The 16,447-nt window shown below is 67.2% G+C and carries 20 protein-coding genes; 7 read left to right on the top strand and 13 right to left on the bottom strand.

Features of this window, described 5'->3' with window-relative positions:
- The first annotated feature begins 121 nt into the window (after positions 1 to 121).
- Entirely contained in the window at positions 122 to 1,483 is a 1,362-nt protein-coding gene (glnA, locus tag DM818_RS08010; RefSeq protein WP_075937255.1) for a type I glutamate--ammonia ligase, read from the top strand.
- A gap of 48 nt (positions 1,484 to 1,531) precedes the next feature.
- Here glnA and DM818_RS08005 read toward each other — a convergent pair whose 3' ends face one another.
- The 5 genes from DM818_RS08005 to DM818_RS07985 are packed head-to-tail and all read right to left on the bottom strand — an operon-like array spanning position 1,532 to position 6,291.
- Positions 1,532 to 2,425: a phosphatase PAP2 family protein gene (locus DM818_RS08005; RefSeq protein ID WP_075937256.1), complete on the bottom strand. Its 894-nt coding sequence runs from the start codon at positions 2,423 to 2,425 to the stop codon at positions 1,532 to 1,534.
- Positions 2,422 to 3,696 (bottom strand): YihY/virulence factor BrkB family protein, encoded by a 1,275-nt coding sequence (locus DM818_RS08000; RefSeq protein ID WP_075937257.1) that lies wholly within the window; start codon positions 3,694 to 3,696, stop codon positions 2,422 to 2,424. Before DM818_RS08000 ends, DM818_RS08005 begins: the two co-directional genes overlap by 4 nt.
- A gap of 23 nt (positions 3,697 to 3,719) precedes the next feature.
- On the bottom strand, positions 3,720 to 4,514 hold the full coding sequence (locus DM818_RS07995) for a YihY/virulence factor BrkB family protein (RefSeq protein ID WP_075937258.1): 795 nt from the start codon (positions 4,512 to 4,514) through the stop codon (positions 3,720 to 3,722).
- Positions 4,515 to 4,538: 24 nt separating this feature from the next.
- A complete protein-coding gene (locus tag DM818_RS07990) occupies positions 4,539 to 5,651 on the bottom strand; it encodes a tRNA (guanine(26)-N(2))-dimethyltransferase (protein WP_075937259.1) in 1,113 nt (370 codons plus the stop codon).
- Positions 5,652 to 5,685: 34 nt separating this feature from the next.
- Entirely contained in the window at positions 5,686 to 6,291 is a 606-nt protein-coding gene (locus tag DM818_RS07985) for an MBL fold metallo-hydrolase (protein ID WP_075937260.1), read from the bottom strand.
- 82 nt (positions 6,292 to 6,373) lie between these two features.
- Between DM818_RS07985 and DM818_RS07980 the strand changes: the two genes are divergently transcribed.
- Genes DM818_RS07980 through DM818_RS07970 form a run of 3 tightly spaced genes read left to right on the top strand, consistent with a single transcriptional unit; the run spans position 6,374 to position 7,712 of the window.
- Positions 6,374 to 6,550, top strand: coding sequence for a DUF5786 family protein (locus DM818_RS07980; protein WP_075937261.1), 177 nt, complete (start codon positions 6,374 to 6,376; stop codon positions 6,548 to 6,550).
- Positions 6,551 to 7,102: an endonuclease dU gene (locus DM818_RS07975; RefSeq protein ID WP_075937262.1), complete on the top strand. Its 552-nt coding sequence runs from the start codon at positions 6,551 to 6,553 to the stop codon at positions 7,100 to 7,102.
- A gap of 22 nt (positions 7,103 to 7,124) precedes the next feature.
- Positions 7,125 to 7,712 (top strand): uracil-DNA glycosylase, encoded by a 588-nt coding sequence (locus DM818_RS07970; RefSeq protein ID WP_075937263.1) that lies wholly within the window; start codon positions 7,125 to 7,127, stop codon positions 7,710 to 7,712.
- A 1-nt stretch (position 7,713) separates the two neighbouring features.
- Here the strand turns inward: DM818_RS07970 and DM818_RS07965 are convergent, their stop codons facing one another.
- From DM818_RS07965 to DM818_RS07955, 3 genes are all read right to left on the bottom strand, one after another.
- The gene (locus DM818_RS07965) at positions 7,714 to 8,724 is read right to left on the bottom strand and encodes a PhnE/PtxC family ABC transporter permease (protein ID WP_075937264.1); all 1,011 of its coding nucleotides are present in this window, start codon (positions 8,722 to 8,724) and stop codon (positions 7,714 to 7,716) included.
- 2 nt (positions 8,725 to 8,726) lie between these two features.
- Positions 8,727 to 9,491, bottom strand: a complete 765-nt coding sequence (locus DM818_RS07960) for a phosphonate ABC transporter ATP-binding protein (RefSeq protein WP_075937265.1) — start codon at positions 9,489 to 9,491, stop codon at positions 8,727 to 8,729.
- Positions 9,492 to 9,562: 71 nt separating this feature from the next.
- Complete coding sequence (locus DM818_RS07955; RefSeq protein ID WP_075937266.1) at positions 9,563 to 10,501, bottom strand: phosphate/phosphite/phosphonate ABC transporter substrate-binding protein; 939 nt, start codon at positions 10,499 to 10,501, stop codon at positions 9,563 to 9,565.
- A gap of 134 nt (positions 10,502 to 10,635) precedes the next feature.
- Here DM818_RS07955 and hisH point away from each other — a divergent pair, with 134 nt between their 5' ends.
- Complete coding sequence (gene hisH, locus DM818_RS07950) at positions 10,636 to 11,277, top strand: imidazole glycerol phosphate synthase subunit HisH (protein WP_075937267.1); 642 nt, start codon at positions 10,636 to 10,638, stop codon at positions 11,275 to 11,277.
- Here hisH and DM818_RS07945 read toward each other — a convergent pair.
- From DM818_RS07945 to DM818_RS07935, 3 genes are all read right to left on the bottom strand, one after another.
- The gene (locus tag DM818_RS07945; protein WP_123124488.1) at positions 11,262 to 11,966 is read right to left on the bottom strand and encodes a class I SAM-dependent methyltransferase; all 705 of its coding nucleotides are present in this window, start codon (positions 11,964 to 11,966) and stop codon (positions 11,262 to 11,264) included. The two genes, hisH and DM818_RS07945, sit on opposite strands and share 16 nt — an antisense overlap.
- A gap of 42 nt (positions 11,967 to 12,008) precedes the next feature.
- The gene (locus DM818_RS07940; RefSeq protein WP_197738614.1) at positions 12,009 to 12,356 is read right to left on the bottom strand and encodes a hypothetical protein; all 348 of its coding nucleotides are present in this window, start codon (positions 12,354 to 12,356) and stop codon (positions 12,009 to 12,011) included.
- Between the two features lie 80 nt (positions 12,357 to 12,436).
- Positions 12,437 to 12,586: a 50S ribosomal protein L40e gene (locus tag DM818_RS07935; RefSeq protein ID WP_075937270.1), complete on the bottom strand. Its 150-nt coding sequence runs from the start codon at positions 12,584 to 12,586 to the stop codon at positions 12,437 to 12,439.
- Between the two features lie 53 nt (positions 12,587 to 12,639).
- Here DM818_RS07935 and DM818_RS07930 point away from each other — a divergent pair, with 53 nt between their 5' ends.
- Positions 12,640 to 13,656 carry a hypothetical protein gene (locus DM818_RS07930; protein ID WP_123124489.1) on the top strand — a complete coding sequence of 339 codons (1,017 nt, stop codon included), beginning with the start codon at positions 12,640 to 12,642 and terminating at the stop codon, positions 13,654 to 13,656.
- Here the strand turns inward: DM818_RS07930 and DM818_RS07925 are convergent.
- The gene (locus tag DM818_RS07925; protein ID WP_123124490.1) at positions 13,653 to 14,150 is read right to left on the bottom strand and encodes a DUF367 family protein; all 498 of its coding nucleotides are present in this window, start codon (positions 14,148 to 14,150) and stop codon (positions 13,653 to 13,655) included. The genes DM818_RS07930 and DM818_RS07925 overlap by 4 nt on opposite strands.
- An 82-nt stretch (positions 14,151 to 14,232) precedes the next feature.
- Here DM818_RS07925 and DM818_RS07920 point away from each other — a divergent pair, with 82 nt between their 5' ends.
- The gene (locus DM818_RS07920; protein WP_075937273.1) at positions 14,233 to 16,212 is read left to right on the top strand and encodes a DUF460 domain-containing protein; all 1,980 of its coding nucleotides are present in this window, start codon (positions 14,233 to 14,235) and stop codon (positions 16,210 to 16,212) included.
- Here DM818_RS07920 and DM818_RS07915 read toward each other — a convergent pair.
- A complete protein-coding gene (locus DM818_RS07915; RefSeq protein WP_075937274.1) occupies positions 16,209 to 16,412 on the bottom strand; it encodes a DUF7470 family protein in 204 nt (67 codons plus the stop codon). The genes DM818_RS07920 and DM818_RS07915 overlap by 4 nt on opposite strands.
- Between the last annotated feature and the right edge of the window lie 35 nt (positions 16,413 to 16,447).

Below are 16,447 nucleotides of genomic sequence, written 5' to 3'. Positions count from 1 at the left end.
CTGGTAACGCCTCCCCACCATTATAAGTTTACGAATATCCAGTTCCTGAGCGAGCTTGGTATGTTTTGCGAAGATAGATACTGCTTTAATACCGGGGACGTTCAGTACACCTGTCTCGAACATGACGGAGGACACTGCACCGGACGGCGGCCTTTCGGCGGAAGCACAGCGCGTACTGGACGAAATCGACGAGAAGAACGTGGACTTCCTGCGGCTCCAGTTCACGGACATCCTCGGGACGGTCAAGAACGTCGCGGTCCCCGCCGACCAGGCGGAGAAGGCGTTCACCGAGGGCATCTACTTCGACGGCTCTTCCATCGAAGGGTTCGTCCGTATTCAGGAGTCGGACATGCGGCTCAAGCCCGACGCGAGCACGTTCGCCATCCTGCCGTGGCGCGACGGCCACTCCGCGCGTCTCATCTGTGACGTCATCAACACGTCGACGGGCGAGCCGTTCGAGGGAGACCCGCGCTACGTTCTGAAAGACGCACTCGACCGCGCCTCGGAGATGGGATTCGAGGTCAACGCCGCCCCAGAACCGGAGTTCTTCCTCTTCGAGGAGGACGAGGACGGGCGCGCGACGACGAAGACGAACGACGCCGGCGGCTACTTCGACCTCGCGCCGAAGGACCTCGCCTCGGACGTGCGCCGTGACATCATCTTCGGACTCGAAGAGATGGGCTTCGACATCGAGGCCTCCCACCACGAGGTCGCACAGGGTCAACACGAAATCAACTTCGAGTACGACGACGCCCTGACGACGGCCGACAACGTCGGGACCTTCCGGACGGTCGTTCGTGCGATTGCCGCACAACACGACCTCCACGCCACGTTCATGCCGAAGCCGATTCCGCGCATCAACGGTTCGGGCATGCACACCCACATCTCGCTGTTCACCGAGGACGGGGAGAACGCCTTCCACGACGGCGACGACGAGTTCGACCTGAGCGAGACGGCAAAGCAGTTCACCGCCGGCATCCTCGACCACGCCGAGGCGCTCGCGGCCGTGACGAACCCGACCGTCAACAGCTACAAGCGACTCGTCCCCGGCTACGAGGCTCCGGTGTACGTCGCGTGGTCCGACCGCAACCGCTCCGCGCTCATCCGCAAGCCGGCCGCCCGCGTGCCGGCCGCCTCCCGTATCGAGGCGCGCTTCCCGGACCCGTCGTGTAACCCGTATCTCGCCTTCGCGGCGCTCATCCACGCCGGTCTCGACGGCATCGAGCGCGAACTCGACTGCCCGGACCCGGTCCGCGAGAACATCTACGAGTTCGACGAGGCAAAACGCGAGGAGTACGGCATCACCACGCTGCCGTCGAACCTCGGCGAGGCGCTCGACGCGCTCGAAGAGGACGAGCTCGTGATGGACGCGCTCGGCGACCACGTCGCCGAGAAGTTCCTCGAGGCCAAGACGGCCGAGTACGACGACTACCGCGTCGATGTCTCCGACTGGGAGATCGACCGCTACCTCGAAACGTTCTAACGCGGACTTTCCTCTCCGTTTTTTCCGCGAGAAAGCGACAGCCGACGGCTACCCGAGCAGCCGCTGTGTCGCCAGCGGTGACGTGAGAATCAGCGTGATACCGCCGGCAGCAGCGACGAACAGCACGACGACGCTGGCGTCGCCCGCGAACGCGGCTCCGCCCGCAAGCGCCGCCCCGACGAGCGCGACGACCGCCGTCACCGCCCCCTCGGTGCCCGTCGAGAACGCCGGGAGCCGTCCACCGACGATGGTCCAGGTGATACGCCCGCTGAGCGTGGCTCCGGCGATAGCAGCCGTCTCGGGCGTCAGCGTCGCGAACATGCCGACGAGCGCGACGGCGAGGGCGAGCGAGAAGGCGCGCTTGACCTTCCGACCCCGGGTGGCGAGCCAGACGACGGCGAGATAGCCGCCACCGACCGCGAGACCGACGAGCACGTCGCCGAGATAGTGGACGCCGATGACGACCCGTGAAAGGGCGATGAGCGCGACCAGCACGAGGGCGCTGCCGTACCGGAGCCGACGACTGCCCCATCGGCTCACGAGCGCGATAGCGCCGTATATCGCCGCGCTCCCGGTGGCGTGTCCGGAGGGGAGCGTGTAGCTCTCGCTGGTCGCGAGGAACGTCCAGACGGGGTCGAGCGAGGCGGGCAGCCACGCGAGGTCACGGGCGGTCTCGGCACCCGGCGGGCGCGGATGTGCGACCGTCAGCTTCAGCAGATAGGTGACGGCGAGGGCACCGAGCGCGACGGCGATGACGAAGGCGACGCGTTCGCGCACGCGCTCGCCGCGCAGTCGCGGATGGATGCCGGCGAAGGCGTACGCCAGCGTCAGGACGGACAGATACCACCAGAAGTCACCCAGTTGGGTGAGGAGTGCGAAGCCGACGACGACGATGTCGGGGGCGTCACGCAGCGCGGCGACGACACCGAGCCCGTGGCTCATCTCCGCCGGTCGGCGACGGAGTCACGCAGCTTGAACGGGAGCTGTGCCGCGGAGAGTCCCCCGCCGACGATGAGCATCAGCGCGTACAGCCCGAGCGTCGACAGCCAGATGACGAGCATCGCGAGGACGGCCCACCCGCCCGAAAGCTGAGTGAACGCGCCGAGCGTCATGACCGTCCCGTACAGCAAGACGAGATACGGTCCCCAGCCGCGGGCTTTCCCGGAGCGAACTTTCCGGCGGACGTACCGCTTGAGGTCACGCTCCAGGTCGTCGCGTTTGACCGTGCGCTCTTCGACCTCGTCTTCGAACTCGGCGAGTCGTTCACGGAGTTCGCGAATCTCCTCGTCGCGGTCGTCGTGTCCGTCGCGGTCGTCGGCGTCCTCGCTCACATCGAGAGTGGTCGTACCCGTGGCAGATAAGCCCCTCCCTCCTGTCTCGTGGGCGTCGGTGTCGATGAGGTCGCTCTGGTCGTCGATGCGCCCGGCGAGGACGGCGTTCACGACGACGCCGACGAGCAGGATGATGCCGCCGATGTACAGGAAGGTGACGAGCAGGAGCACGCCGCCGAGGACGCCGTACGCCTGGTAGGTCGCGGCCTGTTCCGCATAGATGCGGAAGCCGACCTGTAGCCCGGTCCAGCCGACGGCGGCGACGAGCGCCCCCGGGACTGCCTCGCGGACCGTCACCACGCCGCGGTCGGGAAGCACGTAGTAGAGGGGTAAGAAGACGAGCAGGAGCCCGAGCACGAGCAGTCCCGTCCCGGCCACGTCCGCCATGTCGATACCGACGATGGAGCGGTCGACGCGGGCGACGGCGAAGCCGACGACCACCGTCGCCGCGATGCCGAGCCCGACGCCGACGAGCGCGACGAAGCCGTCGCGGAGCTGGTCGAGAATCGACTGCTCGTCGACGGTGCCGTAGATGGTGGTGAACGCGACCTTCAGCCCGCGAAACAGCTTCAGGGCAGACCAGACGAGAAGCGCGGTCCCGACGACGGTGGCACCGCTTCTGCCCGCGGCGTTGACGAGCGCGCTCTCGACGAGCGCACCGGCCTGTTGGCCGAAAGAGTTCGCGGCCGCGGTGCCGAGCGTCGCGGCCAGCTCCGGCCCGCCGACCACGCTGACGGCGACGACGGTGAGCAACAGCAGCGGGAGCAGCGAGATGAACGCGTAGTAGGCGAGACTCGCGGCGATGAAGGTGATTTGGTCGCTCCGGACCACGGTGACGACCGTCCCCACGGTGTCGAGCAGGCCGGACTGACGGCGGTTCATACCCTGTGGTGGGCGACTCCGTACTAATAATCGCCGGGATGCCACGCCTCGTCGGGGTCGACGTGGCCGCCGAGCACGGCGTTGAGCGCTGCACCGACGAGTACGACCAGCCCGCCGACGTAGAGCCAGCCGAGCGAGAGCACGACGACTCCGAGCGCGCCGTACTGCCACGGTCCGCCGGTGGTGGCGTACCACCTGACGGCGACCGTCGCGAGGGTCCAACTCCCCGCCGACAGCGCCGCGCCCGGGAGGGCTTCGCGCGCACCCACTGACGCGGACGGGAAGACGGCGAACGTCGGGAGGACGGCACAGACGAGTCCGGCGAACAGGAAGACGGTGCCGACGGGTGCAACCCAGCCGTCAGAGACGCCGTGGACGAGGTGGCTCCCGGCCACACCGAGGACGGCGAGCGCGAGGCCGTCGGCGAGCGCGACCACGGCCACGTCTCGGAGGGCCGCCGACCGCGACCGCCCGCGGCGCTCGCCGTAGATGCTGGCGAAGCCCCGCTCCAGCGTCTGGAACAGCCGGACCCCACCGAACGCGAGCGTCGCCGTGCCGAGCAGCGTCGCCTCGAACCGACCGCGGGCGTCGCGCACGTTCGACTCGATGAGCGAGCCGACTCCGGGTTCGAGCGTCTCAGCGAGGAGCGCGAGCACCCGCGAGCCGGTCGGCTCGCCGACCAGCGTGGCTATCGCGACGACGAACAACACGCCAAGCGGGACGAGCGCGACGAACGCGAAGTACGCGAGTGCTCCCGCGAGCGTCGACACGTCGGCCCGGCGACCGACGGCGTACACGTCGCGAGCGAGACGGCGCATATCCGGTGGTCGACGCGCAGTCAGTTATAAGACGGCGTCGCGAATCTCGCCGACCGACGCCGGCGTCTTGAACGTCGTTCCGCCGTAGTGGCTGCGGGAGGCCGGGTGGCCGGCGTCCCGGAGCGCGTCGAGAAAGTCGTCCATCCCGATAGCCGACTCGCCCCAGTTGCCGTACAGTTCGTGTTGGTCGTAGTGGGTGGGGTCGTGGCGCTCGACTTCGAGGCGGTCACAGAGCCGCCGGGCCTTCGTCGCCTCGCCCATCGTCTCGGTGACGTTCTCGCGGACGGCGGCGGCGAACGACTGGTCGTGGGTCGGGCCGAGCCACAGCGGGCCCGCGGTTTGCGTGGCGTGGCCGCAGTGTGGACACTCCTCAACAGGGTCGGCGATGAGTCCGTGCTCGTGGTCGCGCCAGTAGCAGTGGTTACACCAGTCGACGTAGCCGAGCTGGTCGATGCGGTCGTTCGCCTCGCTCGCGCCCGAATCGAGTGCGAGATACGTCCGGACGTAGTGGCTGGTCGCGTGAGTGAAGACGGGAGTCGCGGCCACGTCGTACCGGGCCGCGGTCCGAACAGACGCCGACAGCAGGGTCCGGGTTCCCATCTCGGGGTGGAACTCCGTGTTGCGCGGGACGACGCCGTACTTGCGGACGCCGCTCTCGAAGTGGGCACCACACAGCGGGGCGGTGTCGGTCGCCGTGATACACAGCAGTTCGCTCGCGCCGTTGAACGCCGCATCGAGGAAGGGCACGACCGTCCCGAACGGGTCGAGGTCGACCACGTCGTAGTGGTGCTCGTAGAGGTGGGCGTTGACGTTCGTGCGCTCGGTCTCGCCCGCGAGGTCGTTGCGGTCGAGGTTCCGGGCCGCAAGCTCCGTCGCGTCGCTGTCGATGTCGGTACAGGTCACGTCCCAGCCGGCGTTCGCCGCGCGGACGCCGCGGACCCCGGAGGCGCACATCGCGTCGAGATACGTGCCGGGACCGTCGCGTTGCTCCTCGGCCCACGTGTCGAGGACGGCGACGGTGAGGTCGCGGTTCAGCTCCTGTGTGGGGTTGAAGAAGACGCCCTCGCCGGTCCCCTCGCTCGCGCCGTCGCGCGTCTCGGACACCTCGATGGTGACGCCGCCTTCCGATACGTTCATACGCCGAGTCGCCGCTCGCGGGCGAAAAGGAGTTTCATTCGGGGTACTTCGGCTCGCGGCGCTGTGCGCGTTCGAGCGCCCGCTCGACGACCTCGGTCACGTCACCCGTGAACGGGTCGCCGTGGCCCGCGTACATCGCTTCGACGCCGTCGAGGTGCGGAAGGAGGTCCTGCAGGGATTCGATGAGTCGCTCGCGCGACTGACCGGCCATGTCCGTGCGCCCGAAGCTCCCGTCGTCGAAGGCTCCGTCGTTGTAGACGACGACGTCGCCCGAGAAGAGCGTCGCGTCGGAGACCAAGGAGACGTGGTCGTCGGCGTGGCCCGGTGTGTACACCACGTCGAACGCCTCGTCGCCGATTGGGACGGTGTCGCCGTCGTCGATGGCGTGGGTCCGGTGGTCGTGGTCGGCGTAGGCGTACACGTCGGGGTCGAATCGGTCGACGACGGCGTCGAGTTGGGCGACGTGGTCGCCGTGCTGGTGGGTGAGAACGACGGCGTCGACCGATTCGACGTGCGACTCGATGACCTCGACGACCCCCTCCATCGCGCCGGCGTCGACGAGCGTGGTCGTCTCGCCGGGGACGAGATACGCGTTGCAGGTGAACACCTCTGCGTCTGCGGTGACCGGAATCGGGTCCATAGTCGGGGTACGTGAGGGGGACGCTTGAGCCTGTGGACGACCCGTGAGCTTTTCCGTCCAGATTAGTAACTTACGTATACATATGGGATTTGGGAGCTATGATGAGTCCGAACAGGAGAATCAGGAGTACGACACCGACTTCGAGGACGAAGACGGCATCAACGCCGCGGAACACGACCACGACGGCGAGGTCTCCTTCGATCTGGACTCCAGTGACGAACTGCTCGACCAGTTCCAGGAGATGCAGGACGACGACTGAGTGAAGCAGGCCACCCGGGCGGTCGGTATCGCCGAGTCGGCCGGCGACGGCGAGTCGACCCTCGCCGCGGCGGTCGTCCGCGCCGACCGAAGCGTCGACGGACTGGAGTACGGCCGCTGTACCGTCGGCGGGCTCGACGCGACCGACGCCGCCTGCTCCCTTCTCTCGCGGCTCGACCGACCAGACGCACAGTACGTACTGCTTGCGGGCATCGCGCCCGCGTGGTTCAATCTCTTCGACCTCCACCGGGTTCACGAGCAGGCCGACCGCCCCGTCGTCTCTGTCTCCTTCGAGGCGAGCGCGGGACTCGACGCCGCACTCGCCCGCGAGTTCGACGGCGACGCACTCGCCGCGCGCCGTGGTATCTACGAGCGACAGCCGCCGCGAGAGCAGGTCGCGGTCAACGGCGAGCGGGTGTGGGTGCGAGCCGTCGGGACCGACGACCCCGAACCGATTGTCCGGGGGTTCACGCCCGAGGGGGGTCGGCCCGAACCCCTCCGAGTCGCACGGCTCGCGGCCCGCGCCGGGCGGCGATTTCGGGCGGATTCTTAACTGCGGGTCGCGTGCAGTCGGTATGGACGGACTGGACGTGACGGCGTGTGAACGCTGTCCGGAGCTGTGTGCGTCGCGCTCGCGCATCGTCAACGGCGTCGGCCCGGCGGACGCGGACCTGCTGTTCGTCGGCGAGGGACCGGGCGCGAACGAGGACGAACAGGGCGAGCCGTTCGTCGGCCGCTCGGGGACGGTGCTCGACGACGCGCTCCGCGATGCGGGGCTCGCTCGCGGCGACGTGCGCATCACCAACTGCGTGCGCTGTCGCCCGCCGGACAACCGGGACCCGACGACGGGCGAACTCGACAACTGCCGCAAGTATCTGGAGACGGAAATCGAGCGGCTCGACCCCGAACTCGTCGTCACGCTCGGAAAGGTCCCCTCCGAGCACCTGCTCGGGCGGTCGGTCGGCGTGACGGACGAAGCCGGCGACCTGTTCGACGTGCGGGTCGGCGAGTCTGCCTACCGGCTGCTCGTCTCCGTGCATCCGGCGGCGACGCTGTACGATCGAAGTCAGGAAGAGACGTTCGAGACGGCGATTGCCCGCGCGGCCGAGCTCGCGGGCGTCGGCGACAGCGAGTCGGGACAGTCCCGACTCGGCGACTACTGAGCTAGTTCGTGTCGGTGCGGCCGAGCCACTTGTTCCCGTCGAACAGCCCGCGGACGGTCTCGACGAGGCCCTTACCGGTGTCCTCGCCGGGGCGCAACCGGGCGCGGATGCGCGAGGAGATGAGTTCGACGCTGACGACGATGAGCATCACCATGATGAGTCCGGCGGCGGCCGCGGCGTACGCCTGGTCGCTGCCGAACTGGAGTTTCAGCTTGATGTACTGTCCCAGCCCGCCGGCACCGACGACGCCGAGCGAGATGGCGATGCGGGTGTTGATTTCGAGCACGTACAGCGTCCACGCGATGAAAGAGGTGGACACCTGCGAGAGCATACCGAAGATGACCGTCTGTGCCCGGCCGGCACCCGTCGAGGAGATGGCCTCGATTGGGCCGTCGTCGATTTCCTCGAGTTCGTCGGTGAAGAGGCGACCGAGGTTCCCGATGGTGTCGGTCGCGATAGCGATGATGGCCGACTTCTCAGAGATGCCGAACAGGGCGATGTAGATGAACACCCACACCAGCGCCGGCACCGAGCGAATCGCGGACATCGTGCCACGGAAGATGAAGTTGAACGGGAACGGCGTCACGCGCTCGGAGCCGAGCACGCCAAACAGGAGCGCGAGCGGGAAGCCGAGGACGGTTCCGGTGAAGCCGACGATGATTGTCGTGATGGCGGCCGGGACGAGCAGACTCCCGCTGAGTTGGGTCTGGCCGGCAGCCTCGACAATCGTCCACGGATTGGTAAGCGTGTACCAGATTGCGCCGAGCCCGCCGATTCCCTCCTGGCGGGTGGCGAGCGTCAGGTCGATAAAGTCGGGCTGGAGGAACCGGGAGACGCTGTCGAGCCAGATAGGGAACTGCTGGATGAACTGCGCCAGCGTGAACTCGACGTACACCATCCCCAGCGTGGTCAATCCGAGGATGACGAAGAGACCGAAAAAGCCCAGAATGCGCCGGACCAGCTGTTGACTCTCGATTCGCTCCTTGACGTTTTGAATGTCGCTTGTTGCCATGATTACGTTTCAGCCAGGTGTTCGACGCCGGTCTCGCTCTCCTCGTCACCGTCGCCGTAGTAGATGCGGTCGACCACGTCCATCGTCAGGTCCTCTTTGCCGCCGTCGAAGACCACCTCGCCGTCGCGGAGTCCGAGGAACCGCTCGCCGAACTCGCGGGCGATGTTGACCTGGTGGAGCGAGACGACCGAGGTCAAATCGCGGTCGTCTGCGGCCAGCTTCAGATACCGCATGACCTCCTGTGCGGCCTTGGGGTCGAGACTCGCGACCGGCTCGTCGGCGAGCAGGAGTTCGGGGTTCTGCGTGAGCGCACGGGCGATGCCGACGCGCTGCTGTTGGCCGCCGGACATGGAGCCGGCGCGCTGGTCGGCCTCATCGAGCAGTCCGACCGTGTCGAGCGCCTCCAGCGCGAGGTCCTTGTCGGCTTCCTCGTAGTTCGAGATGACGCTGTCGACCGTCTCCGTCCGGTTGAGCGCGCCCGTCAGCGAGTTGCGGTAGGCGCTCATCGACTCGACCAGATAATGCATCTGGAACACCATCGCCACGTCCGAGCGCGTGCCGGTCACCTCCTCGCCGCCGATTTCGAGCGTCCCCTCCGTCGGCTGCGTCAGTCCGTTCAAAATTCGAAGCAACGTCGACTTTCCCGCACCGGAGGGGCCCAGTAGGACGACGAACTCACCGTCTTCGAGTTCGAAGGACACGTCGTCCAGCGCGACCGTGTCCTCGCCGTAAACCTTGGTGAGCCCCGATGCTGTAACTGTCGCCATTCTTGTCTCTATCGTAACGTGGTAACCTCAGTAGTCAAAATGCTGTGCTTTTTTGCCGCGCGTTTCGCGGCTCAGGACTCGAAGACGTCCTGGCCGTAGCCGAGCGAGTCGGCGAGGTCGATGACCTGCTGGTAGTCGTCGACCGTCGCCGGACGGACGCCGTCGAACCAGATGTCGTCTTCCGTCCCCTCCTCGCCGTCTTCGCCGTAGTACATCGTGTTCGGTGCGCTCGTGAACGCCTCGGTAATCGCGGTCTGCTCCTCGTCGGTGAGCTGTGGGCTCACGACGATGGGCGCACGCGGGATACCCGTCCGTTCATCGACGAGCTGGAGCCCGTCTGCGAGGTCGTCCTCGTTGTCGCCGGAGGCGATGAAGTAGCCGACACCGGCCGCGTCGGCCTGCTCGGTCTGGAGCGCTTCGAGCGCGCTCGCGTGGCTCGACCACGTCGGGTTGAAGTCAGCGCCCGACGGGCTGCCCGGCGAGTCCGGTACGGAGATGCCGGCCTCCTGCAGCATGAACAGCGGGTACAGCGACCCGGACGCCGACAGCGGGTCGGCGAAGGCCACGTCGCGGCCTTCGAGGTCCTCCAGCGAGGAGATGTCCGTGCCGTCGCGCGTGATGATGATGGAGCGGTAGGTCCAGCCGCCGTAGGCCCGCCGCTGGAGGACGATTTCCGCCTGGTCGTTGTTGACGCCGAGCGCGGCCGCGAACGGGCCGGTCTCTGCAACGTCGGCCGTCTGGGAGTCCAGCGCGTTCAGCGTCGCGGAGTAGTCGGCCGCGTAGTCGATGGTGACCTCGTCGGCCATGTCGATCGACTCGCTGAGCTGATTTCGGACCGGCGTGTACTGTGCACGCATCTGCTCTTGTGGTTCGGTCGGCGACATGAGGAACTGGATCGTCCCGTCGTTGAACGGGTCGGAGCCGAACGATCCGATACAGCCACTGAGGCCGGTAAGTCCAACTGTGCCAGCGATGCCCGCGGATTTGAGGAAGGTGCGCCGATTCGTCATCGGAATTCAACTAACGGTTGGACACCGCTATGTTAAATGTTGCTATTAGTTCGATATAGATGCGCACAATCGTGTATGCTCACGGCCGACAGGTGGAGGAAAACCGACTTCTCCCCCCGCCGCCAACGGAGGGTATGAGCGTCCAAACGACGGCCGACATCGTCCTCGTCGACTACGGACTGGGGAATCTCCGCTCTGCCACCCGCGGACTCGAGCGCGCGGGCGCGAGCGTCACCATCAGCGACGACCCCGAGCGGTTCCACGCCGCCGACGGCGTCGTCCTTCCGGGCGTCGGTGCATTCGCCGAGGGGATGGAAAACGCCGCCTCGATTCGCGACGGTCTCGTCGCGTACGCCGAGGAGGGTCGACCGCTCTTCGGCATCTGTCTCGGCATGCAGATGCTGCTCACGTCGAGTGAGGAGGCCGACAAGGAGGGCCAGGGCGACGTGGAGGGTCTGGACCTGATTCCGGGGCGAAATCGCCGCTTCGCCGAGGGGCAGAAGATTCCACACATGGGGTGGAACGAGCTGTCCGTCGAGCGCGACCACCCCGTCACGGCGGGTATCGACGGCGAGTACGCCTACTTCGTCCACTCCTACTACGCCGACCCCGACGACGAACGGGCAGTGGTCGCCGAGACCGACTACGGCATCGACTTCCCGGCTATCGTCGCGAACGAGGCGGGCAACGTCTTCGGCACGCAGTTCCACCCCGAGAAGTCCGGCGAGACGGGGCTCCGGATTCTCCGCAACTTCGTCGACTACTGCGTCGAGTGACGCAGCCCCAGGCTGTACATCCGGCTCGTCGGTGACGGCGCGTCCTCCAGTAGCGATTCAGCCTCCGCGAGCAGCGGCTCCGCGAGTGCGTCGTCGAGCGGTTCGGCGCTCCGCCGTGCGGCGTCGAGGTGTGCCTCGAACAGTTCCTCGGGCCACGGCACCGGCTCCAACAGCGACTTCGTGCGCTCGTGGTCCCAGCCGTGGCCGGCAAACAGCTGCCGGAGACCGGCCTCGGGGTGGAAGACGTACGCGGGGCGACCGTCCACGAGTTCGGCGATGGCGTTCTCGACGCCGAACAGCCGGCGAATCGGCGCGTGTTCCGGCATCGGGTCGTAGTCGTCCACGAGCAGCCACGCCCCGGGCGCGGCCACGCGGGTGAACTCGGCCGCGATAGCAGCCGCCTCCTCGTTGGTCAGGACGTTGAACAGCCCGTGAGCGAGAATCACGTCGACGCTGTCGTCGTCGAGCGGAATCGACTGGAGGTCGGACTCCACTACCTCGGCCTCGGGGACGCGCTCGCGGACTCCGGCAGCGTGGTCGGGATGGTCGGTGACGGCGTACACCGGCGCCGCGCCGGCGTCGACGAGGCCGGCCGTCCCATTGCCGACGCCGGCTCCGGCCTCCAGTGCCGTCGCTCCGTCGACAGGAACGTCGGCGAGGGCGTCTCGCACCGTCTGTGGGATTTCCATACCCGTGCTACGCGCGTGGGCGGCGAAAGTCCACCGTTCACGCTACAGAAACTCGCGCACGTCGGAGTACCACATGTCGTGGCGGTCGACCTCGTCCACGCGCTGGGCGATGGCGACCGCGAGCGCGTGCCAGCAGCGTTCGGTCGGGTCGTCGGGGTCGAGGTTGTACTGGGCGTCGCGACACTGACAGCCGCCGTCCTCGACGACGTGCTCCTCGGAGTGGCCCACGACGACGGTGAAGTCGTTGTACTCCTTGACGCGCGCCTCGGCGACGGCCTCGATCGCCTTCGCGCCGCGCTCGCCGTGCGTCGAGAGGATGGCATCGACTATCTCGGGGGTGAGCTCCCCCGCTGTGTCAAGTTCGGCCTGCCACTCCTCGACGGCGTTCACGCCCTGCGGTTCTCGGGGGCGGCGCAAAAGGGGTTCGGTGGCGTCGCTGTCGGCCGGAAAAGCGCGGAGAAGAACGCGGATTACGCGGCGCGGCGTTCCTTCGCCTTCGGACGGAGCTTCTTGTAGCCACACTTTCGACAGCGGTCGGCGCGCTGTGCGTTGCGCGCGTTACACCGCATGCAGATCATCTTCTCCAGCGTGCGTGCTTCCGCTTCCTCGAAACTGGCCATGCCAGATGTATCGGAACCGCGCGGTTAAACCTTTCCGAGTCTCCCATCCGGATATGCGCCGCTACGCGATGGTCGACTCGCTGCCCGTCACTGTTGACTCGCTCACGCTCTCGCGTCGCGAACGCGACGTGTCGAGCGGCTTCACCCGCGTCACGACCACGGTCGAACTCTCCGGTGACGGCTGTATCGGCCGCGGCGAGGACGTGTGTTACGAGGCCGAGGATCACGCCAACTACCCCCGGCCGAACCTCACCGGCGAGTGGGAGTTCGACGGGCTCTCGGACGCCATCGACGACGCCGACCTCTGGCCCGACGACCCGTCCCAACACCACGCGCCAGCGTTCCGACAGTGGGCCTTCGAGTCTGCGGCCCTCGACTTGGGGCTGTCGCAGGCCGAGATGACGCTCGCCGAGGCGCTCGATACCCAAGCGGAGCCGGTCAGATTCGTCGTCTCGACGCGGCTCGACAGCTTCGACCGCATCGAGTCGCTACTGGATTCGAATCCCGACGCCGAGTTCAAACTCGACCCGACCCTCGAGTGGGACGACGCGCTACTGGAGCGGTTGGCCGACCTCGACCGCGTGCGCGTGCTCGACCTGAAGGGGTTGTACGAGGGAACCGAGGTCGATACGGAGCCGTCCGCCGACTTCTACGAGCGCGTCTTCGAGACGTTCCCCGACGCGATCGTCGAAGACCCCGCTGTCACCGGCGAGACGATGGACATCGTAGAGCGGGAGACGGAGCGCGTCGCGTGGGATTATCCGATTACGGGCGTCCCGTCGGTGCAGGCGCTCCCCTTCGAGCCGTCCGTGTTGAACATCAAACCCTCCCGGTTCGGGACGGTCGAATCGCTGTTCGACACCCTCGATTTGGCCGATAGACTCGACCTGACGCTGTACGGCGGCGGGCAGTTCGAACTCGGCGTCGGTCGCGACCACATCCAGACGCTGGCGTCGGTCGCCTACCCCGACGGGCCGAACGACGTGGCTCCGGGGAGGTACAACGACCCCGAGGCGAGCGGGTCGCTCCCGACCAGTCCGTTGGACCCGCCGGAAGGGTTCGGCCGCTAGTCGTCCGCGAGGTCGAGATACTCCTGTTGGACGGCGACGACCTCGCTGGAGTCTGCACAGTTCGCGTACCGACGGAGGGGTTCCTGGTTCAGTTCGAGGAAGGTGTGGCCCCACCGGAACTTGCTCATGATTTGCTCGGCCTGTTCCTGCTCGCCGAGGATGTAACAGCCGGCGGCAAAGGCCTCGGCGGTGTTGAGCCGGAACGGACGGCCGTGGCTGACGGGGTTGCCGGCGACGAGAAACGGGAGCGCACGGTGTGGCCCGTCGAGTTGGAACGCCTCGGCGTCGGCGGTCTCCCACGAGCAGTCGAGCGCGACGAGCACGTCCGTCTCGTCGGCGGGCGAGAGCGCTCGCTCAGCGTGGGGGTCGAGCACGACGCCCGGGGGCACGCTCCGGGGGGAGTCGTGGAGCGTCGTCATATCGAAGCGGGCGAGCTTCCGGGCCGTACACTTCTCGGGGTCGTCGTCGCCCTCGTACCGGACGTGTAAGTCCACACTCCCGCTCGGGTGCGCGCCGGCAAAAGTCGCTCGCGTGGCCCGCCAAGAGATTTATTCGGGCGACAGACCAACCGTCTCCATGAGCACACGCACCACCGCGCTCGACAGCGTCATCTTCGGGGTGGATATCCAGAGTGGCGACATCCGCGGTGATGCACCATCCTACGCGGTCGTGGCCTTCGACGGCGAGAACGTCGACCGGGACGTGGTGTCGTACCGGAAGCTCCGCCGGCTCATCGACCGCGAGCAGCCGGACATCGTCGCGACGGACAACGTGTACGAACTCGCCGAAGACACCGACGCGCTCGTCCGATTTTTGCGCGACATCCCCGAGGCGACGACGCTGGTGCAGGTGACCGGTGCCCAACAGCCGGAACCCCTCTCGCGGGTGGCAAAGCGCCACGGCGTCCCCTACGGGAAACAGCCCATCAAGGAGGCCGAGGCGGCCGCGCGGCTCGCGGCCGCGAACGTCGGCCAGGAGGTGACCGCCTTCGCCGACCGCACCGAGGTGAAGGTCGCACGCGGCCGCTCGACCGGGAAGGGCGGCTGGAGTCAGGACCGCTACACCAGACGCATCCACGGCAACGTCCGCAAGCGGAGCCGCGAGGTCGAGGCCCAACTGACGGACGCGAATCTCGACTTCGAGCAGGACGTGACAGAGAAGTACGGCGGCTACTCACAGGCCGTCTTCACCGTCGAAGCAAAGCCGAGCGACATTCCCGTCTCGTCGTCACGGAGCGGCGACGTGCGCGTGGAAATCGAGCGAGAGCGCCGCGACGGCATCGAGTTCGAGCCGCTCGTCAAGCGGCGCGACCACGTCATCGTCGGTATCGACCCCGGCACCACGACGGCCGTCGCGCTCGTCGACCTGGACGGGAATCCGCTGGACGTGTACTCGACGCGGACGGCCGACCGCGCCGACATCACCGAGTGGCTCATCGAGCGCGGTCGCCCGCTGCTCGTCGCCGCGGACGTGGAGCCGATGCCCGAGACGGTCGAGAAGTTCCGCCGCTCGTTCGACGCGGCGGGGTGGGAACCCGAGCGTGACCTCCCCGTCGACGAGAAGAAACACCGGACCCGGGAGGCGTCGTGGGACAACGACCACGAGCGGGACGCGCTGGCGGCGGCGCTGTTCGCCTTCGACGCGCACGCGGACCAGTTCGAGCGCATCGCGCGCAAGATTCCCCCCCAGTTCGACCGCGGTGAGGTGACCGCGACCGTCCTCAGCGAGGAGGCGTCGGTCGAGGCCGTCATCGACCGGATGGTCATCGACGAGGAGGACGACGAGGAGGGCACCGAACACCGCGCTCGCGAACTCACCGCCGAGGAGCAAGAGATTCACGACCTGCGCGACCGCATCGACCGACTGGAGTCTCACGTCGAGAGCCTGAAGGAGACGGTCGAACAGAAGGACGCCGAGCTGCAGGAGTACGAGGAGGAGCTATCGGCCGCCCGACGCGAGGAGCGCCGGGAGGCGCGCGAACGCCGCGAGGTGACGCGGCTCCGCCGCGAGAACGAGCGTCTGGAGGAGAAACTGGAAACCGAACGCGAACAGACCGAACAGGTCGAAAAGAAGCTCGAACAGCTGAAGCGGCTCTGGAAGCTGGACCACTCCAACTTCGCCAGCGTCGCCGGCGAGGAGACCGACCTCGTCCCCGTCAAGCCAATCGAGCAGTTCACCGTCGGCGACATCGAGGCCGCGGACGACTCCTTCGGGCTCGCCGAGGACGACGTGATTCTCCTGCGTGACGCCTCGGGTGCGGGGCGGTCGTCGGCCGAACTGCTTGCCGATATCGACCCGCGCGTCGTCCTGAAAAACGGGACGCTCTCGGAGCAGGCGAAGGAAGTGTTACACGCCGAATCCGTCCCGTACGGCCCGGCCGAGGACGTGACGGTTCGGGAAATCGATGAACTCGCCGTCGCCGACGAGTCGGAGGTGGAGACGGTGCTCGAAGGGTGGCGCGAGGCGGAAGCCGAGCGCCAGCAGGAACAGACCGAGTCGATGGTGGAGGAGCTCATCAGCGAACACCGGGCCGACCGACAGACCGAACAGAGCTAGAGCGCGCCCTTCATCCCCATCTTTTCGAGAGCGGTGTCGACCAACCCGCCGGCGACGAGCCCGAGTCCGACCACGACGGTCGCGACGCCGGCGGCGATGCGTTTGTCGCGCGTTGCGACGACGACGAGACCGAGAAGGAGCGCGAACACGCCGTACTCGCCGCGCGACCCGAGCCACTCGCGAACTGCGTCGGTGTCCATACGCCGACGCTCGGCGGCGGCCGGGATAAATGTAG

Origin of the sequence: Halosegnis longus (assembly GCF_009663395.1) — an archaeon.
Taxonomy (GTDB): domain Archaea; phylum Halobacteriota; class Halobacteria; order Halobacteriales; family Haloarculaceae; genus Halosegnis; species Halosegnis longus.
This window is presented reverse-complemented; position numbering and strand designations above follow the sequence as displayed.